Here is a 26,441-nt window from a genome sequence, read left to right on the forward strand (position 1 = left end):
TCCGGTTGCGTCGCTGATCGAAGGCAAGTACTGGCCACCGGTCGGTCGCGTCGACAACGTGTTCGGCGATCGCAATCTGATCTGTGCCTGCCCGTCGATCGAAAGCTACGCTTGATCTATAGGGGGCGGGTTCGCTCGCCCCCACAGCGTTTGCAACACGTTTCGGATTCAGCCAATTCCTATAACAAGAAACCGGAGAACAACCATGTCTTTAAGCGTGTTCGACCTGTTCAAGATTGGCATCGGCCCCTCCAGCTCCCACACCGTCGGCCCGATGCGTGCTGCGGCACGATTCGCCGAAGGTTTGCGCCGTGAAGGGCTGCTGGCCACGACCACCTGCGTCAAAATCGAGCTCTACGGATCACTCGGCGCCACCGGCAAAGGCCACGGCAGCGACAAGGCTGTGTTGCTGGGTCTGGAAGGCGAACACCCGGACACCGTGAACACTGAAACCGTCGCCGCCCGTCTGCAAGAGATTCGCGGCAATGGTCGCTTGAACCTGCTTGGCGAACACAGCATTGCGTTCAATGAGAAAGAACATTTGGCGATGATCCGCAAACCGTTGGCTTATCACCCCAACGGCATGATCTTTCGCGCCTTTGATGCCGCGGGCATACAGATCCGCAGCCGCGAGTACTACTCGGTCGGCGGTGGTTTTGTGGTCGATGAAGACGCCGCCGGCGCCGACCGCATCGTCGAAGACGCCACGCCACTGACCTTCCCGTTCAAAAGCGCCAAGGATTTGCTCGATCACTGCGCCACCTACGGCTTGTCCATCAGCCAGGTGATGCTGACCAACGAAAGCGCCTGGCGCCCGGAAGCGCAAACCCGCGCCGGCCTGCTGAACATCTGGCAAGTCATGCAGGACTGCGTCGATGCCGGTTGCCGCAACGAAGGCATCCTGCCGGGTGGACTGAAGGTCAAACGTCGGGCCGCCGCGCTGCATCGGCAACTGTGCAAGAACCCGGAATCGTCCCTGCGCGATCCCCTGTCGGTGCTGGACTGGGTCAACCTCTACGCACTGGCAGTCAACGAAGAAAACGCCAACGGCGGGCGCGTGGTGACGGCTCCTACCAACGGTGCGGCAGGGATCGTCCCCGCTGTTTTGCATTACTACATGCGCTTCATCGCCGGGGCCAACGAAGACGGCGTCGTGCGTTTTCTGCTGACCGCGGCCGCGATCGGCATTCTCTATAAAGAAAACGCGTCGATCTCCGGTGCAGAAGTCGGCTGTCAGGGTGAAGTTGGCGTGGCCTGCTCCATGGCGGCCGGTGCTTTGTGCGAAGTGCTTGGTGGCACCGTACAGCAAGTGGAAAACGCCGCCGAAATCGGCATGGAACACAACCTCGGCCTGACCTGCGACCCGATTGGCGGGCTGGTGCAAGTGCCTTGCATCGAGCGCAACGCCATGGGGTCGGTCAAGGCGATCAATGCGGTGCGCATCGCCCTGCGTGGCGACGGTCAGCACTTCGTCTCACTCGACAAGGTCATCCGCACCATGCGCCAGACCGGCGCCGACATGAAAAGCAAATACAAGGAAACCGCCCGTGGCGGTTTGGCGGTCAACATTATCGAGTGCTGATGCTTACGCGCATCTGCACACTTTTTCAGGAGCTGAATATGCCCACCGAACAACTGTCGAAAACCCCGCTGCACGCACTGCACATCGAACTCGGCGCCCGCATGGTGCCGTTTGCAGGCTATGACATGCCGGTGCAATACCCGCTCGGCGTGATGAAAGAACACCAGCACACCCGTGATCAGGCCGGGCTGTTCGATGTCTCGCACATGGGTCAGATCCGTCTGACCGGCGCCAATGCCGCCAAGGCGCTGGAAAGCCTGGTACCGGTCGACATCATCGACCTGCCAGTGGGCACGCAGCGCTACGCGATGTTCACCAACGAAACGGGGGGCATCCTCGACGACCTGATGGTCGCCAACCTGGGTAACGACGAACTGTTCCTGGTGGTCAACGCCGCCTGCAAGGACCAGGACCTGGCGCATCTGCGCAAATACATCGGCGACCAATGCACTATCGAGCCGCTGTTTGAAGAACGCGCCCTGCTCGCTCTGCAAGGTCCGGCCGCCGTCACTGCGCTCGCGCGCCTGGCACCTGAAGTGGCGAAGATGACCTTCATGCAGTTCGCCCGCGTGAAGCTGCTGGGTGTGGACTGCTTTGTCAGCCGTTCGGGCTACACCGGTGAAGACGGTTACGAAATCTCCGTGCCGGCCGCCAACGCCGAAGACCTGGCTCGCGCCCTGTTGGCCGAACCTGAAGTGGCGGCCATCGGCCTTGGCGCTCGCGACTCGCTGCGCCTGGAAGCCGGCCTGTGCCTCTACGGCCACGACATGAACACCGAGACCACCCCGATCCAAGCAAGCCTGCTGTGGGCCATCTCCAAGCCTCGTCGCGCTGATGGCGCACGTGCCGGTGGCTTCCCTGGCGCAGAAACCGTGTTCGGACAGCAACAAGCCGGTGTCAGCCGCAAACGCGTTGGCCTGTTGCCTCAGGAACGCACGCCGGTGCGCGAAGGTGCGGAGATCGTCAATGAAGCAGGCGACATCATTGGTACGGTTTGCAGCGGTGGCTTCGGTCCGACCTTGGGCGGCCCTTTGGCGATGGGTTACGTCGACAGTGCTTATATCGCTCTGGATACGCCGGTATGGGCGATTGTTCGTGGGAAAAAGGTGCCTTTGCTTGTAAGCAAAATGCCATTTGTTCCACAACGCTACTACCGCGGCTGATTGACTGTTTCTATAAGTAACGCGGTTGCGTTAACAACGCACTATTGTGTAACGCAACCGCCACAAAACAGTGCATCACTTTACCTGAATGCTTCGTTTATGAACGTTGCTTATAACGACCGAAAACAATTGAACACGGCGATTGCATCAGCCAACACTAGTTGCGACATAAACGCCCCATAGCGAGCAAATCCGGGCCCTCTACAGGGGTTGTTTTTCCTCCCGTAGTTGGCGTAGAGTTTGTCCACTGTGTTTGCATGGGTCGCTTGGAATCGTGACCTGGGCAGTAGCCTACAAGTTAGCTACATCCCGCTCGACGTCTTCTTACTCTCCTGCAACCAGCCCCAGTACTCTTTCACAAGAAGGAGGCTGTCATTAATTTTTGCGTCAAAGGAAATAAGAAATGTCCCAACGTCAGAGCGGTACCGTCAAGTGGTTTAACGACGAGAAAGGTTTTGGTTTTATCACGCCAGAAAGTGGTCCGGATCTGTTCGTGCATTTCCGCGCTATTCAGGGCAACGGCTTCAAGAGCCTGAAAGAAGGCCAGAAAGTGACTTTCGTTGCGGTGCAAGGCCAGAAAGGCATGCAGGCTGACGAAGTACAAGCAGAAGCCTAACCTTCTGTAACGAAAAAGCCCCTGATGCTGACATCAGGGGCTTTTTTGTGCGCGTAAATCCGTAAAATGGCTTCTTTTTCCGTCCAGAGGCTGCCATGTCGAAACACCTGCTCAAACCCCAGGGCGACTTTCCCGCTGCCACCCTGGGTCGTCGTCTGGCAGCGATGTTCTATGACTTCTTGTTGTGTACCGCCCTGCTGATCGTCACCAGCGGGATTTACAAGCTGATCCAGATGGCGATCATCGGCGAAGACAAGATGCGCACGCTGACCGAAGCCGGCGCGCTGGACGGCGATCCATTACTGTCGACGGTGCTGCTGTTTGTGCTGTTCGGCTTCTTCGCCAAGTTCTGGACCTGGTCCGGTCAGACCCTGGGCATGCAGGTCTGGTGCATACGCGTGCAAAACGTCGACGGCTCATCCATCAGCCTTTGGCAGGCGTTGTTGCGCTTTGTGGTGTCGATAGCGTCCTTGCTGTGCGTCGGGCTGGGTTTCTTCTGGTCGCTGTTCGACAAACAGAAACGCAGCTGGCATGACATCTACTCCAATACCCAGCTCGTGCGGATTCCAAAGAAAACCAAGTAATCCAGCAAATGCAAAAACGCCCCGATCAAATCGGGGCGTTTTTTTGCCTCACTGACGGCGAATCAGGCGTTTCCGGCCAATTTCATCCGCGCAGCCTGCGTGAAGTCGAGCATGCGCTTGAGCGGGCGAATCGCCTGCGGGATCAAGGCAGGATCGACAAAGATCTCATTCGCCCCTTCCTTCAAGCTCTTCAGCAGGCGCTCAAGGGTATTCATCGCCATCCACGGGCAATGTGCGCAACTACGGCATGCGGCGCCGTTACCAGCCGTTGGCGCTTCGATAAAGACCTTGTCCGGGCACAGCTGCTGCATCTTGTAGAAGATGCCGCGGTCGGTGGCGACGATCAGGGTCTGGTTTGGCAGGCTTTTCGCTGCCGCAATCAACTGACTGGTAGAACCGACGGCATCCGCCAACTCGATCACCGACGTCGGCGACTCCGGATGCACCAGAATCGCTGCGTCCGGGTACAGCGCCTTCATGTCTTCGAGCTGTTTGGACTTGAACTCTTCGTGAACGATGCAGGCACCGTCCCACAGCAGCATGTCCGCGCCGGTCTGGCGCTGGATGTAGGTGCCCAAGTGTTTGTCCGGGCCCCAAATGATGGTTTCGCCGTTATCCATCAGGCTTTCGACGATCTCCAGCGCGCAGCTTGAAGTCACCACCCAATCCGCCCGGGCTTTGACCGCCGCCGACGTGTTGGCATACACCACCACGGTACGTTCCGGGTGCTGATCGCAGAACGCCGAGAACTCGTCCACCGGGCAACCCAAGTCCAGCGAGCAGGTCGCCTCCAGGGTCGGCATCAGGATGCGTTTTTCAGGGTTGAGGATTTTGGCGGTCTCGCCCATGAACTTCACACCGGCGACCACCACGGTCTTGGCCGGGTGAGCGCTACCGAAGCGGGCCATCTCCAGCGAGTCGGAGACGCAGCCACCGGTTTCTTCGGCCAGGGCCTGAATCACCGGATCGCAATAGAAGTGGGCCACCAGCACCGCATCCTGAGCCTTGAGCTCGGCAGCGATGGCGGCACGGTAATAGGCCTCCTCCTCGACAGTCAGCGGCTTGGGCTGCTTGGCGTCGAGGTGGGCTTGAACCAGAAGGCGTTCGGAAATTTGCGTCATGATCGCAAGACCTGCGGGCGCTTTCGCGCGAAAGTCGAGTATACACCCGGCTCCGGACCACTTATGGGTACCGCCGGGAGAGTGAGTATTCATCAGGCACAGCGTTGGAGCCGGGCAAGGCTACAGAATATCCCGTGGATGCAAAAGATGATTCTGACTTGTGTCACTCGGTGCACCCTCACCCGGCATGCCTGGACTTACGATTTCCGGTATAGCGTCAACGAGCGCACGTTCGCCGACTACCGCCATGACCAGGGCGCACAGGAAAGCCAATCCTTGAGCAAACATCCACATCGAGCCGAGCGCAACGACATCAAACTTTATGAAGTCCGCAAAATAAAATAAAACCATCGAGATCGAGCAGTAGATCAACGCAATGATTGTTTCGGTTCGGGATGACGCCAGGGCTCTGGCAAAACTTGCCGACTGCTTAAATTTATCTGTCCTGACCCATTCCATCCTGAACTTTAGTACCGGAACAAAAAAGGCAATGACTGTCGTCCATCGAAGGGCATTGCCCATGAGAAAAACCAATAGATGATCCTTGATACAGCGCCCACCCAGACGCTTCACATTGATTGCAATTTTCAGGTGAGTGGTGAATAGACTCAGAAAAATATAAACCCACACGGCGCTTGAAACAAACACAACCCTACTAGTCGCAATACAGTACACGCTGAAAATCAATAACAGCAGGCTGGGCACGAAGGAAAAACCGGAAACAAGGTAACCGAGAAGACGATTTAGCCGAAATATTTTTTGCGCAACAGTTAAACCGTCAACAGCAATCCCGAGATGTAATCGCCAGTGCTTTCTGAATTCCTGAACAGGTCCTGCCAACCATCGAAACAATTGCTTTTTTACAGCTTCAAATGTCTCTGGGATCAATCCACGCCCCCACGTATCCGCAAAAACATGACCCATATAACCCTTGGCCTGAAGCCTCAGTGCCAGTTCATCATCTTCAGACAAACTCCACTCTGCCCACCCGCCTACTTCCTCAAGCATAGATCTACGAATCATGCACATCGTACCAACCAGATTGGCAGCGCCATATTCGTTAGCTGCTGGATAGATTATTTTTTGGTACGGCATATAGACATGATAGTAGTACACGCTTGCCATGAATGAACTACATTGCCACTTGCGATAATCATGACTCGTTTGCACGAAGGCGACCTGCCGATCCTCGAAGAGCGGAACAAAGGTCCTGAGAAAGTCTGGCTCTACGATATAGTCCGCATCGACTACAGCAATTATGCTGGCTTCCGACTCTGAGTGACGCAGAGCAAAGTTGATGGCGCCCGCCTTGGCGCCAGGAAGCGGGTCGATGTGGAAGAAACTGAAACGCGCCCCCAGCCTCCTGCAGTGATCTTCGACTGGTCGCCAGAGCGAAGGGTCTTTGGTGTTGTTGTCGACGACGATGACTTCAAAGTTTTCGTACCGCAGTTGGGACAGAGCATCCAGCGTATCGATCATCAACTGTGGCGGTTCTTTATAACAAGGAACATGAATTGACACTTTGGGAAATACGCTCCCTCTGGTCACGCTCAATGCTTTTGCCGCACTGTCACGTTTTTTAAAGCGAAGTGAAAATTCTGAAAAATCTATCAACCCTCCCCATAACGCCTCTTTTGCCATGACGAGCAACGCTACCAACATAAACGTATAGGCAGTGACTTTAAGCGGCAGCGACCCATTTAAAGAGCCTGCCAGGTCATGGAAGAATGCAGAGGCGCCCATCACCAAATAAATGTTACACGTTAGTAGACAGACACCAAACCCTGTGAATCGCCTGACGACTACACATGCGAACAAATTAGACAATACGCTTGCGAGTCCAAGCACCAAAACGCTGCTAAAACTACCAACAACTGACCAGATAGCGACGACTACAAATAGACCAGCGATAAACACACCGATCCAAAATAGATCAGTTGCTTGGCCGCTAAAATATCTTGCATAGAGAATCAGACCTCCCACGGCATAAACAAGCGCTCCAAAATACAGGGCATCCATGATTGGGTTTTTCTCCCTAAGTGGGGTTCATCCTGAAACCACCGAAAGTAATGGAAACGGTTTTTTTTTGGAAATAGCCCCACGCGACTCAAGTACATGGATAAGACGTAGTTGTACGTCGAACCTGACTGCACTATGAAAAATCGGTGGAGCATGCAAGCCCCTTTTCGTATTTGGAGGACTTGCTGTCTATCTTTCATCCAGCTGCTTATTCAAGCAATCCCGAGACGGGATGAATTAAATTTACGCCGCCCTATGGACTCTGGCTACTGACAACTCTGACAGGTCAATTGCGAAATCCTGCGTACTGCAGCGGTGGCGGCGAGACCCGGCTCTCACCTTGCGCAGTGACGTGGGCTCTTGAATGGCTCGGGGGGAGGTGACCGCGTGAGTGTCGTTTGAATTCGACAAATCGCGGGCAAAAAAAAATCCGGAAATCCTCACTTGCGTGGGCCTTCCAGACTTTTAAAACGGCTACAAAAATGGTGGGTCGTGTGGGATTCGAACCTACGACCAATTGGTTAAAAGCCAACTGCTCTACCAACTGAGCTAACGACCCGCTGTGTGGTGGCGCGTATAATACTGATTTTTAAGGACTATTCAACACCTAATTTGAAATAAATCAAAAATAAGGTGTTGGGTCGCTTACGCCGGCCGCTGCAAAGCCTTCTGCGCGCAGGCGGCAGCTGTCGCATTTGCCGCACGCCCGGCCGTTATCGTCGGCCTGATAGCACGAAACAGTCAGACCGTAATCGACGCCCAGCTTCACGCCTGCCTGGACGATCTGCGCCTTGCTGAGGTTCTGCAGTGGCGCCTGAATACGGAAACCATTCCCTTCTACACCGGCCTTGGTCGCCAGATTGGCCATGCGCTCGAAAGCCGCGATGAACTCGGGACGGCAATCCGGGTAACCGGAGTAATCCACCGCGTTCACACCAATAAAGATGTCACGCGCGCCGAGCACTTCAGCCCAACCCAACGCCAGCGACAGGAATACCGTGTTGCGCGCCGGCACGTAAGTGACTGGAATGCCCTCCCCCAGTTCCTCCGGAATGTCGATGCTGCTGTCAGTCAGTGCCGAGCCGCCCATACCGTTCAGGTTGAGACCGATCACCTTGTGCTCGACCACACCCAGGTCACGGGCAACGCGTGCAGCGGCGTGCAACTCTGCTTGAGACCGCTGACCGTAGTCGAAGCTCATGGTGTAGCAGCTGTAGCCTTCCGCGCGAGCCATGGCCACGACGGTCGCCGAGTCCAGGCCGCCGGACAGCAGGATGACTGCACGTTTTTCGGTAGTGTTCAGTTGTTCAGTCATTTCAGCGCCCCGGCTCGTCATTCCAAAGATATTTATGCAACTGCAATTGCAGACGCACTGGCAGGTTGTCCGCCACCACCCAGTCAGCCAGGTCCCGAGCATTGAGGTCATGGTGACTTGGCGAGAACAGGACTTCGCCGGCACGCTGATCCAGACCGTACTGGATCAGCTTGGACACGGCCCAGTCATAGTCTTCCCGCGAGCAGATGACGAACTTCACCTGATCGTTGCGCGTGAGCCGTTCGATGTTCTCGTAGCGGTTGCGATGGGCTTCTTTCGAACCCGGGGTTTTCAGGTCGACGACGCGACTGACCCGTGGATCGACCGCCGAGATATCCAGGGCACCGCTGGTTTCCAGCGAGACCTCGTAACCGGCGTCACACAACTGCTTGAGCAACGGGATGGCGTTGGGTTGCGCCAGCGGCTCGCCGCCGGTGACACAGACGTAACGCGGACGAAAACCGGCCACTTGCTCCAGGATGTCGTCGAGCGTGCGAAGGGTGCCGCCAGTGAATGCATAAGCGCTGTCGCAGTATTGGCAACGCAATGGGCAACCGGTCAGGCGCACAAAAACAGTGGGCAGGCCGGCAGTCCGCGTTTCACCCTGCAACGAGTAGAAAACTTCGGTGATTCTCAATGTGTCTTGCATAGTCGCCACGGGCATAACAGCTAAACAGGCTGTCCGCCTCCGTCAGGCACTTCAAGGAACCCCGCCATCGCGCAGATCCCAAAAAGCGTGTGTCATAAAAAGGGCGTGAATTCTAACGAAAAAACCCGCGACAAGCGCGGGTTTCTTCAAAACAGGTCAAGCAGCCCTACATGCGTTGCAAGTCGCGCTGGGCCAACTGAGCAGCGGAAGTGCCCGGGTATTGCGACACGACCTGTTGCAGAATGCCTTTGACCTTGTCGGGATGACCAAGGCGGCGCTCTACATCAGCCAGCTTGTACAGCGAATCAGGCACTTTTGAATGCTTGGGGTACAGCTGTGAAACCTTGGCAAAAGCCTGACCGGCACCTTGCAGATCGCCTTTGGCCAAGTTCACTTCTCCCAACCAGTACTGGGCATTACCCGCGTACTGACTGTTCGGGTACTTGCGCAGGAATGCGGCAAAAGCCTGGCTGGCCTTGTCGAAGTCCTTGGCTTTGATCAGGTCGAAGGCTGCATCGTAATACAGTTTTTCCTTCACCGGATCAGCGGGCTCGCTACCCGCGGCTGCTGCGCCCACTGCTGCACCGGGGGCATTCAAACTGCCACCGGGGGAAGAATTATCAGGAGTCGCGGCGGGTGCAACACCGGTTCCTATGCGCCGATCAAGATCCTGATATCGCTCCAGGCTTTCTTGCTTCATGCGCGCTACATCATTTTGCAGAACTTCGATGACGCCTTGTTGGCGCGAGATCTGCTCCTGCATCGATTGCAGTTGGTTGAACAGCTCGCCCTGTGCCGAGACAGGGGCCGAAACCCCTCCCCCGGCATAGGCGCCGCTCGTACCGTAACCTGCAGGCGGATAACTACTACTCCCGCTATTGGTATAGCCGGAGTCGTTATCGACCACAGGAACCGCAGCCCACACCGCAAGCGGTGCGAGGCTGAGAGCCAAAACAGTTACAGCACGACGGCACGTTCGCATGACGAATTACTTACGCAGTTCGACGCGACGGTTTTGAGCCCAGGACTGCTCTTCGTTGCCGGTAGCAACTGGACGCTCTTCGCCGTAGGAAACCAGTTCCAGCTGAGCTGGGGAAACACCTTGCAGTACCAGGTAACGCTGAACGGTTTTCGCACGACGCTCGCCCAGTGCCATGTTGTACTCACGAGTACCACGTTCGTCGGTGTTGCCTTCCAGAACAACGCGAGCGCCGTTTGCTTTCAGGTCTTTGGCGTGAACGTCCAGAGCGCGCATTGCTTCTGGCTTCAGGTCCGAGCTGTCGTATTCGAAGTAGAAGGTGGTGATTGCGCGCAGAGCAGCTTCTTCGCTCAGGGAGCCGTCAACAGCACCAGTGTTAGCGCCGTAACCAGCGTTTGGATCGACAGCGCCTTCACCGGCATTGTCGCCGCCTTTGGACGAGCAACCTACAGCTACAGCCATGGCCAGAGCCAGCGCAGCAAATTTACCAAACTTCAGCATTTCCATCGTGAAACTCCTAATGAACCCCAGTGTGTTAAGTACAACGTGTAGCGCCGCGTCAGTTCAGGTAAGGGGACCAGGAAGGTTCTCTGACTTCGCCTTGTGCGGTAGGAAGCGGGAGCCTTACGCGTCCATTAATGGACACGAGCATCAAGACTCCCCGGCCCTGCTGGCGGGTGGCGTAGATTACCATGGTGCCGTTGGGCGCAACAGTAGGCGACTCGTCCAGAGTGCTATCAGTGAGGATTTTTACGCTTCCGCGCTGCAAATCCTGGGCCGCCACCTTGAAATTAGTGAAACCTTCCTGACGATGGATCATCACCAGGGTCTTTTCGTCAGCCGAAAGTTTAGGGTTGGCGTTGTAGTTACCGATAAAGGTCACACGCTCCGCACCACCACCGCTTACGCTGGTTTTGTAGATCTGTGGCTTGCCGCCACGGTCCGAGGTGAAGTAGATGGTCGAACCATCTTTACCCCAGAACGGTTCGGTGTTGATGCCCGGACCGTTAGTGACGCGACTGATCTGACGCGAACCCAGGTTCATCACATAGATGTCAGGGTTACCGTCTTTCGACAACACGAACGCCAGACGCTGACCATCCGGCGACCATGCTGGCGCGCCATTCAGGCCTTCGAAGTTGGTGACCTGCTCACGGCGACCAGTGTCGATGTTCTGCATGAAGATGCGCGGACGCTTCTGCTCGAACGATACATAAACGATGCGCTTGCCGTCCGGTGCGAAACGCGGCGACAGGATCGGCTCGCGCGATTGCAGCAGGGTCACGGCACGGGCACCGTCATAGTCCGAACGTTGCAGGGTGTAGCGAGTGTTTTTCTCGGAGAAACGCTCAGCTGTCACGTACAACAGACGAGTCGAGAACGCACCTTTGATACCGGTGAGTTTTTCGAACGACTGGTCCGCAATGTAGTGCGACATGTCGCGCAGTTGATCGACGCTGCCCGACACGCTGCCGGTCAACACTTGCTGCTCGGTGGCGACGTTGAACAGTGTGTATTGGACCTGCAGACGACCACCCGCTGGAGCAATGCTGCCGACCATGACGTACTGGGCGCCCAGCGCCTTGAAGTCACGGAAGATGATTTCGCTGGCCTGGCTTGGCTGGCTGATCATGTTCTGTTTTGGAATTGGCGAGTAGTAACCCGAGTTGCGCAGGTCGTTACCGATGATTTCGGCCATGTCGTCCGGCAGAACACTGCCGCCCTGGTTGCCAAACGGAACGACTGCGATCGGGGTGGCCCGATCACTGCCGCTGGTGACCAGAATGTTTTTTTCATCAGCTGCCGCTATCCCTGCCAGGCAGCAGATAACGACAAGCATTCCTCGAAGAAGGTTTCTCACAAGGCTAGATCCTCAGGTGTGAATGTCATCTTGAATGAACGATACGGAGCGAAATCGCTCGGCTTCATTCCCTGCATTTCTGTCAAACGTCCAATATTCTTCACCGCTGCTACAGCCGAAGCGTCGAACGGACCATCGCCGCTAGGCTTGGCCACGCTGACCGAAGTCAACGTACCGTCCGGCAACATGCCGATTTGCAATACGACTGTCATGCCTTTGCGAGCCGAAGGTGGACGAGCCCAGCCTTCCGCTGCACGCGCACGGATCAGATCATCGAAACTACCGGCGACTTCGTCACCCTGTTCATCCGCCAAGGCCTGCTGACGCTGCGGCGTGTCGGAAAGCAAATCTGCCAGGGCCTGAGCCTTTTTCTCTTCGACGGATTTACGCGCTGCTTCCTGCGATTTTTTCTTCGCAGCATCGGCAGCAGCTTTCTTCTTCGCGTCTTCGGCGACTTTCTTCTTCGCCACTTCAGCTTCAGATTTCTTCTTGGCGTCTTCCGCGGCTTTCTTCTTCGCGTCTTCGACGATCTTTTTCTTCGCTTCTTCAGCGGCCGCTTTCTTGGCCTCTTCTTCAGCTGCTTTCTTGGCTTCTTCTTCAGACTTCTTCTTGGCTATATCAGCCAATTGTTTCTCTTCGACCTTTTTAGCTTCGGCGGTCTTCTTCGCTTCATCGGCTTTCTTGGCTTCATCAGCCTTTTTTGCCTCTTGCGCTTTTTTCGTCTCGTCGGCCTTTTTGGATTCTTCGGCTTTTTGAGCCGCATCTTCCTTCTTTTGTTCCGCGGCCTTGATCGCTTCCTGCTCGATCTTTTTCTGTTCCATCTGCTCGACTTCAGTCTGGCGCGCGGCGGATTTCTTCGCCTCACCCGCAATCTTCTGATTGGTCTGGGTGGTCGCCTGACTTTTCGATTTCAGTTGGTACAGGGTCGCCTGGACAATCGGCTTGGCCGGCGGCAGTTCGGGCGTGAAGGCGAAACTGACGAACAGCATGCCGAAAACCAGCACGTGCAAGACAAGCGCCCAGACACTAGGCCAGAAGTAGCTTTCCGAGGCGGACGGCTCTCGCATTTGCTGCATCAGGGTGCCTCGGTAATCAAGCCAACATTACCGACCCCGGCTTTCTGCAACCCGCCCATGGCGCCCATGACGGAACCGTAGTCGACGGTCTTGTCGCCGCGGATGAACACCTGAGTACGCTTGCCGCCTTCAGTACCGGCGCGAATGATCTTGGTCACCGCGTCAGTCATCTGTGGCAAGGTCATGGCCTTGTCCTGTTGCTTTTCAGTGTCGACTTCGCTGCCAAGGTTCCAGTAGTAGGTCTTGTCAGACTTGATCGAAATGGTCAGGACCTGGGTGTTGTTGTCCTGCGGCAGGGCTTCGCTGGAAACCTTGGGCAAATCAACTTTCACGCCCTGATTGAGCATCGGAGCGGTCACCATGAAGATGACCAGCAGCACCAACATCACGTCGATGTAAGGCACCACGTTCATCTCGGCAACCGGCTTGCGCTTTTTGCGAGCCCGAACGATTAAAGCCATTGGAAATTACCTGCTTATTCTTCGCTGGTGTGCACTTTGCGGTGCAGGATCGCCTGGAATTCATCGGCGAAGGTGTAGTAACGGCTCAGCAGGGTTTCGCCGCGAGCAGCAAAACGGTTGTACGCGATAACGGCCGGGATGGCGGCAAACAGACCGATCGCGGTCGCAATCAGCGCCTCGGCAATACCTGGAGCCACAGTGGCCAAGGTGGCTTGCTGGGCAGTTGCCAGACCACGGAAGGAGTTCATGATCCCCCAGACGGTACCGAACAGACCGATGTACGGGCTGACGGAACCTACGGTCGCGAGGAACGGCAGGCTCTGCTCGAGCTTTTCTTCTTCGCGGGAAATAGCCACGCGCATGGCACGGGCCACGCCCTCCATGACCGCTTCCGGGTCAACGCCTGGCTGCTGGCGCAGACGGGAGAATTCCTTGAAACCGGCACGGAAGATCTGCTCTACACCCGAATCCGGATCAGGGTTGCTGCCGGCCTGACGGTAGAGTTTGGACAGGTCGATACCCGACCAGAAGCGCTCTTCAAAGCTCTCCAGGGCACGTCGACCGGCGCGCAGCAGGTTGCTGCGCTGAAAGATCATGATCCATGAGGTCACCGATGCGGCTACCAGGATCAGCATTACCAGTTGCACCACGATACTGGCATTGCTGACCAGGCTCCACATGGAGGAATGGTCGACGACGTTAGCTTCCACGCTTTATCTCCTGCTTTGAGTGTGTACCCGCGCCGCTCACGTCGGCAAAGGCCGCACGTAGAGCTTCGGGAATGGCCCGGGGTTTCAAACTGTTAGTGCGCACACAGGCCACCAAAAACTGCCCTTCGCAGAGCAGCGCATTATCCGTGGCTCGCCTGACCTGCTGTTTGAAACGCAGGCTGACACGGTTCAACTCGATTACTTCAGCGCTTACCAGCAGCTCGTCGTCCAGTCGCGCCGGCGCGTGATAACGCGCTTCGCTGGAATGCACGACGAACAACAGGTCCTCACCGGCAAGCTGGGATTGAGCAAAGCCCAGCTCCCGGAGCCGCTCGGTTCGAGCCCGTTCCATAAACTTGAGGTAATTAACGTAATACACGATGCCGCCCGCATCGGTGTCCTCGTAATAAACGCGACAACGAAGTGCGAAAGGCTCAAGCCCGTTTTGCGCGCGCATACTCTAGTGCTTACTCCTCAGGTTGCCAATCCGGCCAGGCAACTGTTTTTCATTGATTCACGGCTTTCTGGTGAAAGTACGGTCCTAGGACCGCACAAACCCCGAATAAATCAGCGCGCAAAGGTTATTAATCGTCCACGGCATCGAGGAACTCGTCTACCACGGGCATCTCGCCCAATCGTGACGGGATGTTTAAACCGAAGTGCAGGTACGCATGCCGGGTCACCACACGCCCCCGTGGCGTACGCATGATGTAGCCCTGCTGGATCAGGTACGGCTCCAGCACGTCTTCAATAGTGTGTCGCTCTTCACTAATGGCCGCGGCGAGGCTATCGACCCCGACCGGCCCACCGTCGAACTTCTCAATCATGGTCAACAACAGACGTCGATCCTGGTGATCGAAACCACGCTCATCGACATCCAGCAGGTTCAAGGCCAGGTCGGCGACTGGTTTGGTGATGTGCCCCTTGGCGCGTACTTCGGCGAAATCCCGTACCCGGCGCAACAAGCGGTTGGCGATCCGCGGCGTACCACGGGCACGGCGGGCGATCTCGAAGGCGCCTTCCGGGTCCAGCGGTAAGCCGAGGATATCCGCCGAACGACTGACAATCGTTGCCAGATCCGCGATGTTGTAGAACTCCAGGCGCTGGACGATGCCGAAGCGGTCGCGCAGCGGATTCGTCAGCATCCCCGCCCGCGTCGTCGCACCGACCAGGGTGAACGGCGGCAGATCCAGCTTGATCGACCGCGCGGCCGGCCCTTCGCCGATCATGATGTCGAGCTGGAAATCTTCCATGGCCGGATACAGCACTTCTTCGACGATCGGCGAGAGCCGATGGATTTCGTCGATGAACAGCACGTCGTGTGGCTCAAGATTGGTCAGCAGCGCAGCCAGATCACCCGGGCGCTCAAGCACGGGGCCCGAGGTGCTCTTGATCGAGACACCCATTTCCTGGGCGATGATGTTGGCCAAGGTAGTTTTACCCAGACCCGGCGGGCCGAAAATCAGTGTGTGATCCAGGGATTCATTGCGCCCACGGGCAGCCTGGATGAACAACTCCATTTGCTCGCGAACGGTCGGCTGCCCAATGTACTCGGCCAGGCTGACAGGACGAATCGCCCGATCCTGGACTTCTTCGCGGTCACGAGGGCCAGGCGTGGCGGTAATCAGACGATCAGCTTCAATCACTTAGATCATTCCCTTCAGGGCACGACGAATCATGTCTTCACTGCTCAAACCTTTCTCCTTGATCGCAGAAATCGCCTTGCTGGCTTCCTGCGGCTTGTAGCCCAGGGAGATCAGCGCGCTGACCGCGTCATTTTCGGCGGTGGCGACCGGCGTCGTATCTGGCTCACCCGGCTGGTTTGGTACCAAAGCGAACATCGCCGGTACGGTTTCCCAGGCCTTGAAGCGATCCTTGAGTTCCACCAGCAAACGCTCGGCAGTCTTCTTGCCCACGCCCGGCACCTTGGTCAGGGCCGAGGTGTCTTGGGACTGCACGCAGCGGACCAGCTCATCGACTTCCAGGCTCGACATCAGGGCCAGCGCCAGTTTCGGCCCTACGCCATTGAGACGGATCAACTCGCGAAAAAAGTCTCGCTCACGCTTGCCGAAGAAGCCATAGAGTAACTGCGCGTCCTCGCGTACGACCAAATGGGTGTGCAAGGTCAGCGGTTCACCGACCGACGGCAAGCGATAAAGCGTGGTCATGGGCACTTCCAGTTCGTACCCCAGACCGTTTACATCCAGTATCAGGTGCGGCGGCTGTTTCTCAGCCAGAGTGCCGCGCAAGCGTCCAATCACGTTTCAGATCCTTGAGCGTTGGCCAGATCAATGCTGGCGACTGACAGAGCGAGGGGCTTGCGCCGACGGTACAGGCGCAAAACCCTCGCTCGATAAAAAATGATTGCTGATGCTATCAGAGACGCAAGCGCCCGCCACGACTGCGTGCCGTACCCAGGCCATGGGGCAACAGGCTGGAACGGGTGTGAGCATGGCAAATGGCAATGGCCAGGGCGTCCGAGGCATCAATTTGCGGCTTGCTGGTCAGTTTCAGCATGTGCATGACCATCATTTGCACCTGCTCTTTATTCGCCGCGCCGGTCCCGGTCACTGCTTGCTTGACCTGTGTCGCGGTGTATTCAGCGATTTCCAGGCTTTCTTCCGCCCCGGCAACGATAGCTGCGCCGCGGGCCTGGCCAAGTTTCAACGCAGAGTCGGCGTTGCGTGCCATGAAGACCTTTTCGATGCCCATGGTCACCGGGCCGTAGGTCTGGATGACTTCGCGCACGCCGCGATAGACGATTTGCAGGCGCTCATGCAGCTCGCCGGAACCTGTGCGAATGCAGCCCGACGCCACGTAAACGCAACCACGCCCGGTATCACGCACTACGCCATAACCGGTAATGCGCGAGCCGGGGTCGATACCAAGAATTAAAGTCATAACGCCTGCAGCTTCAAAATGATGCCCGCCGGCAAACACTTGCACGGCGTAAAGGCAGAAGCCGGACGTGCGTGGCGGTGAGGTCATCACGGCTTGCACTTCCGGCTTCAAGAGTATTGCAGATCAATCAACCGAGCTGTGCGGCGACGGCCTCTGGAATGTCTGCGTTGGAGTAGACGTTCTGCACGTCATCCAGGTCTTCAAGCATGTCGATCAGCTTGAGAACCTTCTCGGCGCCTTCCAGGTCCAGTTCGGCGCTGGTGGTCGGCAGCATCACGATTTCCGCATCATCGCCTTTGAAACCGGCCGCCTCCAGCGCGTTACGCACGGAGTAGAAACCGGCGAACGAGGTGAATACGTCGATGGAGCCGTCTTCGTGGGTCACCACGTCATCGGCATCGGCCTCCATCGCCGCTTCCATCAGCGCATCTTCATCGACGCCCGGCGCGAAGGAAATCTGCCCCTTGCGCTCGAACAGATAGGCCACCGAACCATCCGTACCGAGGTTGCCGCCGCACTTGCTGAATGCATGGCGAACAGCGGCGGCAGTGCGGTTGCGGTTGTCGGTCATGCACTCGACCATCACCGCCACGCCGCCCGGACCGTAGCCTTCGTAGGTCAACTCGACCATGTCGTCGGTGTCGGCAGCACCCGCGCCGCGGGCGACCGCCCGGTCGATAATGTCCCGGCTCATGTTCGCGCCGAGGGCCTTGTCCAGCGCCAGTCGCAAACGCGGGTTTGAACCCGGATCACTACCGCCCTGACGCGCAGCAACGGTCAGCTCACGAATCCACTTGGTGAAAATCTTGCCCTTCTTGGCATCCTGACGTTCTTTGCGGTGCTTGATGTTCGCCCACTTGGAATGACCCGCCATAACTCGCTCCGAATTCTCTTTGAAACATTGCCCGCCACGCCATGACGCACCAGCCGGCAAATAAAAATCTCGACCATTCTATAAAGAAAGGGCGCATCCGAAGATGCGCCCTACTGGTCAGTCTTACTCAGCTTTAGGCGTTTCGCGCAGACGAATGTGCAGTTCGCGCAGGGCCTTGGCATCTACCGCACCCGGGGCCTGAGTCATGACGCAAGCGGCGCTCTGGGTTTTCGGGAAGGCGATCACTTCACGGATCGACTGGGCGCCCGTCATCAGCATCACCAGACGGTCCAGACCAAAGGCCAGACCACCGTGCGGCGGCGCGCCGTATTTCAGGGCGTCGAGCAGGAAGCCGAATTTCTCTTCCTGTTCCGCTTCACTGATACCCAGCAGACGGAACACCGACTGTTGCATTTCCTTGCGGTGGATACGGATCGAACCGCCACCCAGCTCGGTGCCGTTCAGCACCATGTCGTAGGCACGGGACAGAGCGGTCGCCGGGTTGGCTTCCAGTTCTTCCGGGGTGCACTTCGGCGCGGTGAACGGGTGGTGCAAGGCAGTGAAGCTACCGTCGTCGTTCTCTTCGAACATCGGGAAGTCGACAACCCACATCGGTGCCCACTCGCACGTCAGCAGGTTCAGATCGTTACCGACCTTGATCCGCAGCGCGCCCAGGGCTTCGCTGACGATCTTGGCTTTGTCGGCACCGAAGAACACGATGTCGCCGTCAACCGCGCCAACGCGATCAAGGATCACATTGAGGTTGGCTTCAGGGATGTTCTTGACGATCGGCGATTGCAGACCTTCAACGCCTTTGGCGCGCTCGTTGACCTTGATGTACGCCAGGCCCTTGGCGCCGTAGATGCCGACGAACTTGGTGTAGTCGTCGATCTGCTTGCGCGGCATGCTCGCCGCGCCTGGAACGCGCAAGGCGGCGATGCGGCATTTCGGGTCGTTGGCAGGGCCGCTGAACACCTTGAAGTCGACTTCTTTCAGTTGATCGGCAACGTCAACCAGTTCCAGCGGGTTACGCAGGTCCGGCTTGTCGGAACCGTAACGACGCATGGCCTCTTCGTAGGTCATGTGCGGAAACTCACCGAATTCCAGATCCAGCACTTCCTTGAACAGGTTGCGGATCATGCCTTCGGTGATACCGATGATGTCTTTTTCATCGAGGAAGCTGGTTTCGATGTCGATCTGAGTGAATTCAGGCTGGCGGTCGGCACGCAGGTCTTCGTCGCGGAAGCACTTGGCGATCTGGTAGTAGCGATCGAAGCCGGCAACCATCAACAGTTGCTTGAACAGCTGCGGCGATTGCGGCAAGGCGAAGAACGAACCGGCGTGAGTACGGCTCGGCACCAGGTAATCGCGCGCACCTTCCGGGGTAGCGCGAGTCAGGATCGGCGTCTCGACGTCGAGGAAGCCGTTCTCGTCCAGGTAGCGACGGATGCTGGTGGTCATGCGCGAACGCAGGCGCAGCTTCTCGAGCATTTCCGGACGACGCAGGTCGATGAAGCGATAACGCAGGCGGGTTTCTTCGCCGACGTCGGAGAACTCGTTCAGCGGGAACGGCGGGGTTTCGGCTTCGTTCAGTACTTCCAGCTCGTAGCCCAGCACTTCGATCATGCCCGACGCCATGTTGGCGTTGCCGGCACCGGCCGGGCGCAGGCGCACCTTGCCGGTGACCTTGACCACGTATTCGCTGCGCACGCGATCAGCGGCGGCGAAGGTTTCAGCGCGGTCCGGGTCGAACACCACCTGAGCCAGACCGTCACGATCACGGATATCGAGGAAAATCACACCACCGTGGTCACGGCGACGGTGAACCCATCCGCAAAGGGTAATTTCCTGGCCTTCCAGGGCTTCGTTCAGTTGGCCGCAATAATGGCTGCGCATCATGGTAGTGGTTTCACTTCTCGTAATCGAAATTCGGTTGGAGGCCTTGCAGATGTTGCAAGAGCTCGCACGTGTCGTTCAACTCAGGCTCCAGACCCTAGTCAGCTTTGTCGCCGCCGGCCAGATTCTTCTTGGAACCGGTCTTGAAATCGGTTTCGTACCAGCCGGTGCCGCTAAGGCGGAAGCCCGGCATGGACAGCATCTTCTTAAGCTCTGGCGCTTGGCAGGCCGGGCAGTCGACCAGCGGTGCTGCGCTGATCTTTTGAATGGCTTCCAACTGATGACCACAGGAAGCACATTGATAGTCGTACATCGGCATGGGGGTTGTCTCGGCGATCAGATTGCTACCGCATACGCTGGGTTTTGCGGCAAAGAGCGGGATTATATCCATTAAATGCAGCCTGTGCAGCCGTAAGACTGCACAGACCGACACTCTACCCATTCCACCCCTGCGGCTAAGGCATGGCGACGCAGCCGCCTTCCTTCAGGCTGTGCACGACGCACACAACCCGCACCAGCCCGGTGAAGTTCTTGACCCCGCCGTGACGTAAATGCACCTCGCGATCCACATGGGACAGCAGCGCACTGACCGTACAGCAGTTGACCTTGGCCATGTCGCCCAAAATATCCCAATAGACCTGCTCAAGCCGCAAGCAGGTTGCAAAACCATTCAACCGCACTGATCGGGATAAAGGCTGGGCCAGGCCCATATCAAATTCACTGACAAATGGATCGATCCTTATATCCTTAACTGGACCGCCACTCCCCTCGCTTCGCCTGCCTTCGTAAACCATATCGTTGACACTCCTTTGCCATCCTTGCTTTTTTATAAGAGCAACAAGCTGTTTCTCTATAAAAGCGCAGGCGCAAAGTTATATCCAGATGACTTTATGACCATCAATGTAGGATAAGCCAACAACTGAAGGGCGATCATGGAGACCGTCCTACGCCGGATAATCCCCTACACGCATGAGCGTAAAATCACTCAACAAAAAGACATTTAAAGTCACGAGAAGACAGGCCGCGAATAACACCCCAAGGGCGCCATCCGCGCACCCCTATTGTTACTGGTCCAGCAGGGAACGCAGCATCCACGCGGTTTTCTCGTGGACTTGCATTCGCTGGGTCAGAAGATCAGCCGTTGGCTCGTCACTGACCTTGTCGAGCAGTGGAAAGATCCCGCGTGCAGTACGCGTGACCGCCTCCTGGCCGTCGACAAGTTGCTTGATCATGTCTTCGGCGCTGGGCACACCCTCCTCCTCCTTAATGGAAGAAAGACGCGCATAAATAGAATAGGCGCCCGGGGCAGGAAATCCGAGAGCGCGAATTCGCTCGGCAACCGAATCGACGGCCAGGGCCAACTCGTTATATTGCTCCTCGAACATCAAGTGCAGGGTCCGAAACATCGGACCGGTAACGTTCCAATGGAAGTTATGGGTTTTCAAATAAAGTACATAAGTGTCCGACAGCAGGCGGGAAAGTCCGTCAACGATGGACTTGCGATCTTCTTCACTGATACCGATATCGATTGCCATGTGTTTCCCCTAAGGTGATGAAATTCATCCGACAGGTGCAGGACCACTCTAGCAAGCCTGTCGGCACCCCGCAGCCTCGGGTTCTGCGGTTACCTGCGACAAATCGACCCTCAGGGCACCGCTGGACTGCCTGATTTGAGTAGCCGCAGGCTTTGCTGTTAAATAGGCAGTGTGTCGCTACCGCCTATTTTCCGGGGGCTGCGCATAGGCTGGTACCGGGTACGTGTCCAACGCCTCTTATTGTTCTGAAGCGAACCGTGCTCAATCAGCTCTTCCTTGTGATCCGTCTTAACGTGAGTTAATCAAAATGTTGAAAATTGTCCACCTGCTAATGGGCGCAGCAGCCTTGCTGTTGTCCTTCATCCCTAGCCTGCGATCCGAAGCCATACCTTACCTGCAACAATCTGATGCGCTGTACCTGGCCTTTTTCGGCCTGCTCAACCTCACCCTCGCTCCTGTTATCCCTTACTGGAACAAAGGCCCGCGTCATCAACTGCAAAACCTGGTCAGCGCCCTGCTGGTTCTGGCCGTCGTCCTGCAAACCCTGACGCTGATCGCGCCGATGCCGGTCATTGCCGGTCAACCTGCTGTTCTGTTCAGCCTGGTCGCGGCCCTGATTGCCGTTCTTCTGCACCTGGCCATCAGCTTCTACAGATCTTCACCGGCCGCCGCCTCGCCAAGCTATGACATGAGCAACCGCGATACCGGCACCGTCAAGTGGTTCAACACCTCCAAAGGCTTCGGCTTTATTTCCCGTGACTCCGGCGACGATATCTTCGTGCATTTCCGGGCCATTCGTGGCGAAGGTCATCGTGTTCTGGTCGAAGGCCAGCGCGTGGAGTTCTCCGTCATGAATCGTGACAAAGGCCTGCAAGCCGAAGATGTGATCGCTGCCCTGCCGCGCCGTTGATTCAAGGCTAAAAAAAACCGCGGACAGCCTGGCTGTTCGCGGTTTTTTATTGCCCATCTGTTGGTCACACTTAGTAATGCGGCGGTGGCGCTTCTTCTTCAAACGTCTCGAACTGACCGGCCATTTCCTCTTGCCGCTTGAGCAATGCGGCCATTTGCAGTTGCAGGCGCTCAACCGCTCGCTGCTGCGTCGCCAGCACATCACTCAATGCCTGGATGGTGTCATCCTGAAACGCCAACTGGCTCTCCAGATCGGTAACGCGTTCTTCCAGGCTCATGATTCAACCCTCCAGAAACGTGAAATCATCGGTCAATACCAGGCGCAACCGTTCGCGAATCAACGCAATCTGCTCTGAGCCATAAGGCTTGGCCGGGTGTTGACCCCAGACCGGCGCCGGCCAAGCGGCGTCCTCTCGCTTGCGCACAATTACATGCATGTGCAACTGACTGACGACGTTACCCAAGGCTGCGACATTCAATTTGTCCGCGTCAAACGAGTCCTTGAGCATTTCTGCCAGTGCGGTCGTTTCCTGCCACAGCTGCTGTTGATCTGCGACACCTAACTGAAATATCTCACTGATATCCTCGCGACGTGGCACCAGAATGAACCAGGGGTAGGTCGAATCGTTGGACAGCAGCAACCGGCAGAGTGGGAAATCCCCGATCGGTAACGTGTCTTGTTGAAGTCGTGGATCTAAAGCAAACACTGCGCGCACTCCCGCCGGGTCATCATTTTTCAGCTTAGCGCCCATCCCGAGAGACGGCGCACCAAGCGACAGGACGGCAGCATACCTGCGAACGCCGCACGCTTCACGACGAACCAGTGTCGAAGCCGTCCCGGGAACCTACAAACGAACGGTCACGCGCCCCACGATGAGTCATTTTCAGTCAGGACGCACCATTACAGAACCAGCAGCCACACAAAAATCGCCGAACTGACTGACAAACAACGACGCGTTCGAATTTGGCAAACGGCCGCACTGTCCGAATTTCGTACAACGATTAAAATTTTTTGCACCAAAAACGCACAGTGCGTCTACGCTGAGTCGGTCAGGTATCCGCCATTTACTCACTGGCGGGGTGAACCGGTAACGTTTGGGGTTGTCACGCAGTCGACCACGAGGGTACAACACGATGCAAACCAAGGCGTCAAGCCCGAAGAAAACGTGCTTGAACACCCCGGTTTTATGAGGCTTTTACAGCGACAGGCAGACTTTCAGAAAAAAAACCAGCTGGATTCTGTTTTGTGCACGTTTGTTGCATTCACACCCACATCGCCTCTAGAGCAACCACGGGAAGTGGACGCTCTTAAGGCAAATAAAAACAGTGGCAGGGTTGCCCGATGGAGATCCAAACGTTTCACCAGGGACTCTTTTTACCGATGCTCAGGCTCTGGAAAACAACGCTAAAGTTGCCAGCCCGCTTGCATTGAGGCTGTAAATTTGCGACATCTACCACGCTATTTGCGACAGGCTCGTAAAGAAGCCGAAAGGGTAGATACGCAAGTATCGCCAACAGGGTCGGCGTGATATAAGTTTGCGCCGACACAAAAAGAAAGAGCCGCCCAGATAATAAATCAGGTGGGACGGCAGTACTCTTCTAAAACCAAAGGAGCAAATCACGATGCGCGTGATGAAGTGGAGCATGATCGCACTGGCAGTTGCAGCAGCAGCCAGTACTCAATTGGCTACGGCCGCACCTTTTGTAAGTGACCAGGCTGAAGCCAAAGGTTTTGTTGAAGACGCCAAGTTCGACTTGCTGCTTCGCAACTACTACTTCAACCGTGACAACAAAGACGGCGCCCGCGACGTAAAAGACTGGACCCAGGGCATTTGGGGCAACTTCAGCTCCGGTTACACCCAGGGTACTGTTGGCGTTGGCGTTGATGCATTCGGTTACTTGGCCGTTAAACTGGATGGTGGCGATGGCACTTCCGGTTCGGGCAACATGAGCCGTAGCGATACCGTCAATGCCAACGGTGGCCGTGACGTCAACGACAGCCAAGGCAAAGCCGGCGCAGCCGTTAAATTCCGCGTCTCCAAAACCGAGTTGAAAGTCGGCGATATGCGGCCAAGCACTGCTCCAGTGTTCGCTGTTGGCGGTTCCCGTATCCTTCCGCAAGTTGCCAGCGGTTTCCAACTGCAAAGCAGTGAAGTCAAAGACCTTGACCTCGAAGCCGGTCACTTCTACTCGGGTTCCAGCCAGGACAAAAACGCCCGTGATGGCGGCCTGTATGCAACCTACGCAGGCGTTGAAGCCAACACTATCGACTATTTCGGTGGCAGGTACGGTATCACCGAAAACCTGAGCGCCTCGCTGTACGGCGCCAAGCTGGAAGACATCTGGAACCAGTACTACGCCAACGTGAACCTCACCACTCCGTTTGGTGGTGACACGTCGTTGAACACCGATTTCAACATCTACCGCACCACTGATACCGGTAGCGCGAAAGCTGGCGACATCAGCAACACAGCATTCTCGCTGGCAACTGCTCTTTCGTTCCTGAAAGCACACACCATCACCCTGGCCTTCCAAAAGGTTAATGGCGATACCCCGTTCGACTACATCGGTATCGGCAAGAACAATCGCGGCGGCGACTCGGTCTTCCTCGCCAACTCCATCCAGTACTCTGACTTCAACGCCCCTGGCGAGAAGTCTGCTCAGGTTCGTTACGACCTGAAAATGGCCGAGTACGGCGTTCCTGGTCTGAGCTTCATGACCCGGTATGTTAAAGGTTGGGGCATCGACGGCACCCACACACCTGCAGGCAGTTCTTACGCGGGTCTGTACGGTGAAGATGGCAAGCACAACGAAACCAACCTCGAAGCCAAGTACGTTGTTCAGACTGGCCCGGCAAAAGATCTCTCCTTCCGCATTCGTCAAGCATGGCACTTCGCTAATGCTGACCAAGGTGAAGGCGATATCAAAGAGTTCCGCCTGATCGTTGACTACCCGCTGTCGATCTTGTAATCGCAAGCAGTTAATTTGCGGTAACAAACAAAAGGCCCATCTTCGGATGGGCCTTTTTATTGGCTACAACACAGCATCTAGATAATCGAATTTTCCAGAGCATGCCTGACCTAAGAGTCAGACATGGTCGAAAGACGGATCACTGCACGGCTGCTTCCTGAACCACTCGAATCACCCGCTGTGGAAACGGGATATCAATACCGGCCGTTTTCAAACGATCACGAGACTGTTCGTTGAACATGAACATCACATCCCAGTAATCCGCCGTCTTGACCCACACCCGCAGCGAAACAGTAATCGAACTGTCGCCTAAGGTAGTAATGACTGCTTGTGGAGCCGGATCAGTCAGTACACGCTCATCCTTGGCCAGTTCCAGCAATACTGCGCGAGCCTTCTGCAAATCCGCTTCGTAATCCACCCCCACATCAAACACGACTTTGCGGGTTGGCTGCCGATTTGTGTTGATGATGATGCCGTTAGACAAGTTACCGTTAGGGACGATGATGGTTTTGTTATCTCCCGTACGCAGCACGGTGTGGAAGATCTGAATGCTGTCCACGGTGCCCATGACACCTTGGGCTTCGATCCAGTCTCCAATGCGGAACGGGCGGAACAACAGAATCAGCACGCCGCCGGCGAAGTTCGCCAGACTGCCCTGCAAGGCCAGACCGATGGCCAGACCGGCCGCACCGATGGCCGCAACGAACGACGTGGTTTCAACACCAATCATCGACGCTACGCTGACCATCAGCAGTATCTTGAGAATGACGTTTGCCAAGTTACTGATAAACCCTTGCAATGCCAGGTCGGCATTACGCAGCGCCAGCAAACCACCGAGCTTTTGCGTCACCTTGTTGATCAGCCACCAGCCGATGCTCAGGGTGATCACCGCCAGCAGCACGCGGCTGCCGTATTCCATGATCATCGGAATCCAGGCTTGGGATGCCTTGACCAAGCTGTCTATTTCAGTATTCAAATCCATCTACATTCTCCTGGGTTAAGCACAATCCGGGTGGGAGCGAGACCGGCTTGCCGGCGAAGAGGGCATATCAGTCGAAATCACTATTGAATGACACACCGCTTTCGCCGGCAAGCCGGTCTCGCTCCCACAGGGTTCCCGCCTGAAAGGTCAATCGCGGAAGTTGTTGAACTGCAGCGGCATATCGAAAGTCTTGGCGCGCAGGGCCGCAATGGCTTCCTGCAAGTCATCACGCTTCTTN

30 protein-coding genes and 1 tRNA gene are annotated in these 26,441 nt (G+C 56.4%); 7 read left to right on the plus strand and 24 right to left on the minus strand.

The genetic code is table 11. The features are described from left to right. The 5 genes from ACXPVS_RS00005 to ACXPVS_RS00025 all read left to right on the plus strand — a co-directional run. On the plus strand, window positions 1-115 hold a 115-nt coding region (locus ACXPVS_RS00005), incomplete at its 5' end, for a hypothetical protein (protein ID WP_458508509.1). A 90-nt stretch (window positions 116-205) separates the two neighbouring features. After that, window positions 206-1,582: an L-serine ammonia-lyase gene (locus ACXPVS_RS00010; protein ID WP_458508087.1), complete on the plus strand. Its 1,377-nt coding sequence runs from the start codon at window positions 206-208 to the stop codon at window positions 1,580-1,582. Window positions 1,583-1,620: 38 nt separating this feature from the next. Further along, a complete protein-coding gene (gene gcvT / locus ACXPVS_RS00015) occupies window positions 1,621-2,745 on the plus strand; it encodes a glycine cleavage system aminomethyltransferase GcvT (protein WP_458508088.1) in 1,125 nt (374 codons plus the stop codon). Between the two features lie 403 nt (window positions 2,746-3,148). Further along, the gene (locus ACXPVS_RS00020) at window positions 3,149-3,361 is read left to right on the plus strand and encodes a cold-shock protein (protein ID WP_003175786.1); all 213 of its coding nucleotides are present in this window, start codon (window positions 3,149-3,151) and stop codon (window positions 3,359-3,361) included. Between the two features lie 95 nt (window positions 3,362-3,456). Further along, window positions 3,457-3,945 carry an RDD family protein gene (locus ACXPVS_RS00025; RefSeq protein ID WP_458508089.1) on the plus strand — a complete coding sequence of 163 codons (489 nt, stop codon included), beginning with the start codon at window positions 3,457-3,459 and terminating at the stop codon, window positions 3,943-3,945. 62 nt (window positions 3,946-4,007) lie between these two features. On the opposite strand, the gene nadA is transcribed toward ACXPVS_RS00025, so the two are convergent. From nadA to ACXPVS_RS00125, 20 genes are all read right to left on the minus strand, one after another. Continuing rightward, window positions 4,008-5,066, minus strand: a complete 1,059-nt coding sequence (gene nadA / locus ACXPVS_RS00030; RefSeq protein WP_458508090.1) for a quinolinate synthase NadA — start codon at window positions 5,064-5,066, stop codon at window positions 4,008-4,010. 120 nt (window positions 5,067-5,186) lie between these two features. Further along, window positions 5,187-7,085, minus strand: coding sequence for a glycosyltransferase (locus ACXPVS_RS00035; protein WP_458508091.1), 1,899 nt, complete (start codon window positions 7,083-7,085; stop codon window positions 5,187-5,189). A 483-nt stretch (window positions 7,086-7,568) separates the two neighbouring features. Beyond that, window positions 7,569-7,644: transfer RNA gene (locus tag ACXPVS_RS00040), tRNA-Lys, on the minus strand. 63 nt (window positions 7,645-7,707) lie between these two features. Further along, entirely contained in the window at window positions 7,708-8,400 is a 693-nt protein-coding gene (gene queC, locus ACXPVS_RS00045) for a 7-cyano-7-deazaguanine synthase QueC (RefSeq protein WP_458508092.1), read from the minus strand. A 1-nt stretch (window position 8,401) separates the two neighbouring features. Further along, window positions 8,402-9,049: a 7-carboxy-7-deazaguanine synthase QueE gene (gene queE / locus ACXPVS_RS00050; protein ID WP_458508093.1), complete on the minus strand. Its 648-nt coding sequence runs from the start codon at window positions 9,047-9,049 to the stop codon at window positions 8,402-8,404. Window positions 9,050-9,215: 166 nt separating this feature from the next. Continuing rightward, entirely contained in the window at window positions 9,216-10,031 is an 816-nt protein-coding gene (gene ybgF / locus ACXPVS_RS00055; protein ID WP_458508094.1) for a tol-pal system protein YbgF, read from the minus strand. 6 nt (window positions 10,032-10,037) lie between these two features. After that, entirely contained in the window at window positions 10,038-10,535 is a 498-nt protein-coding gene (pal, locus tag ACXPVS_RS00060; RefSeq protein ID WP_458508095.1) for a peptidoglycan-associated lipoprotein Pal, read from the minus strand. A gap of 52 nt (window positions 10,536-10,587) precedes the next feature. After that, window positions 10,588-11,889 carry a Tol-Pal system beta propeller repeat protein TolB gene (gene tolB, locus ACXPVS_RS00065; RefSeq protein ID WP_458508096.1) on the minus strand — a complete coding sequence of 434 codons (1,302 nt, stop codon included), beginning with the start codon at window positions 11,887-11,889 and terminating at the stop codon, window positions 10,588-10,590. Then, the gene (tolA, locus tag ACXPVS_RS00070) at window positions 11,886-12,965 is read right to left on the minus strand and encodes a cell envelope integrity protein TolA (RefSeq protein WP_458508097.1); all 1,080 of its coding nucleotides are present in this window, start codon (window positions 12,963-12,965) and stop codon (window positions 11,886-11,888) included. The genes tolB and tolA overlap by 4 nt, the downstream gene beginning before the upstream one ends. Then, complete coding sequence (gene tolR, locus ACXPVS_RS00075; RefSeq protein ID WP_458508510.1) at window positions 12,965-13,417, minus strand: protein TolR; 453 nt, start codon at window positions 13,415-13,417, stop codon at window positions 12,965-12,967. The genes tolA and tolR overlap by 1 nt, the downstream gene beginning before the upstream one ends. Before the next feature lie 23 nt (window positions 13,418-13,440). Next, on the minus strand, window positions 13,441-14,136 hold the full coding sequence (tolQ, locus tag ACXPVS_RS00080; protein ID WP_458508098.1) for a protein TolQ: 696 nt from the start codon (window positions 14,134-14,136) through the stop codon (window positions 13,441-13,443). Next, the gene (gene ybgC / locus ACXPVS_RS00085) at window positions 14,126-14,593 is read right to left on the minus strand and encodes a tol-pal system-associated acyl-CoA thioesterase (protein WP_008147372.1); all 468 of its coding nucleotides are present in this window, start codon (window positions 14,591-14,593) and stop codon (window positions 14,126-14,128) included. The genes tolQ and ybgC overlap by 11 nt, the downstream gene beginning before the upstream one ends. Before the next feature lie 127 nt (window positions 14,594-14,720). Then, window positions 14,721-15,782: a Holliday junction branch migration DNA helicase RuvB gene (ruvB, locus tag ACXPVS_RS00090; RefSeq protein WP_458508099.1), complete on the minus strand. Its 1,062-nt coding sequence runs from the start codon at window positions 15,780-15,782 to the stop codon at window positions 14,721-14,723. Beyond that, complete coding sequence (gene ruvA / locus ACXPVS_RS00095) at window positions 15,783-16,397, minus strand: Holliday junction branch migration protein RuvA (protein ID WP_458508100.1); 615 nt, start codon at window positions 16,395-16,397, stop codon at window positions 15,783-15,785. A gap of 115 nt (window positions 16,398-16,512) precedes the next feature. Next, window positions 16,513-17,037 (minus strand): crossover junction endodeoxyribonuclease RuvC, encoded by a 525-nt coding sequence (gene ruvC / locus ACXPVS_RS00100; protein ID WP_008147379.1) that lies wholly within the window; start codon window positions 17,035-17,037, stop codon window positions 16,513-16,515. A 127-nt stretch (window positions 17,038-17,164) separates the two neighbouring features. Continuing rightward, window positions 17,165-17,911, minus strand: a complete 747-nt coding sequence (locus tag ACXPVS_RS00105; RefSeq protein WP_149628447.1) for a YebC/PmpR family DNA-binding transcriptional regulator — start codon at window positions 17,909-17,911, stop codon at window positions 17,165-17,167. A gap of 123 nt (window positions 17,912-18,034) precedes the next feature. Beyond that, window positions 18,035-19,810: an aspartate--tRNA ligase gene (gene aspS, locus ACXPVS_RS00110; RefSeq protein ID WP_458508101.1), complete on the minus strand. Its 1,776-nt coding sequence runs from the start codon at window positions 19,808-19,810 to the stop codon at window positions 18,035-18,037. Between the two features lie 94 nt (window positions 19,811-19,904). Then, window positions 19,905-20,126, minus strand: coding sequence for an FmdB family zinc ribbon protein (locus ACXPVS_RS00115; protein WP_010457489.1), 222 nt, complete (start codon window positions 20,124-20,126; stop codon window positions 19,905-19,907). Between the two features lie 136 nt (window positions 20,127-20,262). Continuing rightward, entirely contained in the window at window positions 20,263-20,601 is a 339-nt protein-coding gene (locus ACXPVS_RS00120; protein ID WP_458508102.1) for a ribbon-helix-helix domain-containing protein, read from the minus strand. Window positions 20,602-20,871: 270 nt separating this feature from the next. Further along, window positions 20,872-21,342, minus strand: a complete 471-nt coding sequence (locus ACXPVS_RS00125; protein ID WP_458508103.1) for a Dps family protein — start codon at window positions 21,340-21,342, stop codon at window positions 20,872-20,874. A gap of 307 nt (window positions 21,343-21,649) precedes the next feature. Between ACXPVS_RS00125 and ACXPVS_RS00130 the strand changes: the two genes are divergently transcribed. Beyond that, complete coding sequence (locus ACXPVS_RS00130; protein WP_458508104.1) at window positions 21,650-22,252, plus strand: cold shock domain-containing protein membrane protein; 603 nt, start codon at window positions 21,650-21,652, stop codon at window positions 22,250-22,252. Between the two features lie 70 nt (window positions 22,253-22,322). Here ACXPVS_RS00130 and ACXPVS_RS00135 read toward each other — a convergent pair whose 3' ends face one another. Both ACXPVS_RS00135 and ACXPVS_RS00140 read right to left on the minus strand, forming a co-directional pair. Beyond that, entirely contained in the window at window positions 22,323-22,529 is a 207-nt protein-coding gene (locus ACXPVS_RS00135) for a SlyX family protein (protein ID WP_008029236.1), read from the minus strand. A gap of 3 nt (window positions 22,530-22,532) precedes the next feature. Continuing rightward, the gene (locus tag ACXPVS_RS00140) at window positions 22,533-22,958 is read right to left on the minus strand and encodes an HIT domain-containing protein (protein ID WP_458508105.1); all 426 of its coding nucleotides are present in this window, start codon (window positions 22,956-22,958) and stop codon (window positions 22,533-22,535) included. A gap of 916 nt (window positions 22,959-23,874) precedes the next feature. Here ACXPVS_RS00140 and ACXPVS_RS00145 point away from each other — a divergent pair. Beyond that, on the plus strand, window positions 23,875-25,221 hold the full coding sequence (locus ACXPVS_RS00145; protein WP_458508106.1) for an OprD family porin: 1,347 nt from the start codon (window positions 23,875-23,877) through the stop codon (window positions 25,219-25,221). A 139-nt stretch (window positions 25,222-25,360) separates the two neighbouring features. Here the strand turns inward: ACXPVS_RS00145 and ACXPVS_RS00150 are convergent, their stop codons facing one another. After that, window positions 25,361-26,203, minus strand: a complete 843-nt coding sequence (locus ACXPVS_RS00150) for a mechanosensitive ion channel family protein (protein WP_458508107.1) — start codon at window positions 26,201-26,203, stop codon at window positions 25,361-25,363. Between the two features lie 147 nt (window positions 26,204-26,350). Then, window positions 26,351-26,440: DUF520 family protein (locus ACXPVS_RS00155; protein ID WP_458508511.1), on the minus strand; the 90-nt coding region annotated here is incomplete at its 5' end. Window position 26,441 lies beyond the last annotated feature (1 nt).

Source organism: Pseudomonas sp. Ma2-10, assembly GCF_054330215.1.